Source organism: Deinococcus pimensis DSM 21231, assembly GCF_000519345.1.
GTDB lineage: Bacteria > Deinococcota > Deinococci > Deinococcales > Deinococcaceae > Deinococcus_A > Deinococcus_A pimensis.
In genome coordinates, this window is the sequence record NZ_KI912630.1 from 26388 (window position 1) to 27785 (window position 1398).

Below are 1398 nucleotides of genomic sequence, written 5' to 3' on the forward strand. Positions count from 1 at the left end.
GCCCTCGCGCAGCAGGTGCCCGGCGAGGGCGCGGCCCACGCTGCCCGTCCCGAGGATCGCGACGCGCACGCCGCGCATGCTCTCCCCGCCGAGGTGGTGCTTCGCGGCGGCCTTGATGCCCCGGTACACGCCGTACGCGGTGACGGCGGGCGTGTCGGTGTTCATGCCGAGCGTGAAGGTCGTCTCCTGCGCGGCGAAGGCGATGTCCTGCGCGCCGACGCCGACGTCCTCCGTGAGGACGAGCCGCCCGCCGAGGAGCCGCACCTGCCGCCCGACGGCGCGGAAGAGCGCCTCGCGCGCGTGGGGTTCGTCGTCGAGGCCCTCGGAGGGCAGCACGATGCACGCGCCCCCGCCGAGGTTGAGGCCCGCGAGGGCCGCCTTGAGGGTGAGCGACTCGCTCAGCGCGAGGGCGTCCTTGAGGGCGCGTTCCTCGTCGTAGGAGGGCATGAGGCGGCAGCCCGCGATGGCGGGGCCGAGGACGGTGCTGTGCAGCGCGAGGACGGCGCGCAGGCCGCTCGGCGCGTGCTGGACCAGCGTGACCTGCTCGTGCCCGCGCGCGGTGATCTCATCGAAGAGCTGCACGGACTCCTCCTTCGGGGCGGGCGTGATGGACGTGGGTGTGTGGCATCTGGCGTCTCCGTGCGCGCGCGCTGCGCGTGTCGCAGGGAAGCCTACCACGAGCCCGGCCACGCGCGGTTTTTTCACGTTCATGGCTTGTCAGAAACATGTAAGAGGTCGTTCAACTACAATGCGGGCAGTGCACGTAAACATGAGAGCGTGTTCTAGAATTGCTCTCGAAGCTTGAGGGTAGACGGCCGCCACCGGGCGGCCCGGGACGTCGAAAGGGGACCACGTGGAAATGATCGCACCGCAGGCCAGGGATCTGGCCGAGCAGAACGGAATCGACTGGCGCAAGATCCGGGGAACGGGAGAGGGCGGCCAGATCGTCGAGGCCGACATCCTGAACTACCTGACGCGCCTCATGTTCGGCGAGGAGGAACTGCCCTCCACGCCCGTCGACCTGCCCCCGCCCGACTGGGAGGGCGACGTCGCCAGCCTCAGCATGAACACCCAGGCCCTCGCCGCCGCCGGCGTCGAGAGCGACATCACCGAGTTCATCGCGAGCGCCCGGGCCGACGCCGCGCCCGTCCCGCAGGACGACATCGACGAGTTCGAACTCGAACTCGACGAGGAGGAGACCCCGCAGGCCGCCGCGCCCGTCATGGCCGAACCCGCCCTCGACGAGCCCGCCCTGGTCGAGGAGAACGTCCCCGCCGCCGCCACCGCCGACGACGACTTCGGCGACCTCGACCTGTCCGCGCCCGCCACGAGCGCGCACGTGGAGCCCGCCGCGCCCGCCAGCACCGGCATCGCGGGCGGCCTCCTGTCGAGCCTGTA

Annotated in this window: 2 protein-coding genes; one reads left to right on the forward strand and one right to left on the reverse strand. The window is 71.3% G+C overall.

The genetic code is table 11. The annotated features are described in order from the left end of the window. Positions 1-582: Glu/Leu/Phe/Val dehydrogenase dimerization domain-containing protein (locus tag DEIPI_RS0103990; protein WP_027480931.1), on the reverse strand; the 582-nt coding region annotated here is incomplete at its 3' end. Positions 583-859: 277 nt separating this feature from the next. Between DEIPI_RS0103990 and DEIPI_RS38900 the strand changes: the two genes are divergently transcribed. After that, positions 860-1398: E3 binding domain-containing protein (locus tag DEIPI_RS38900; protein WP_245588509.1), on the forward strand; the 539-nt coding region annotated here is incomplete at its 3' end.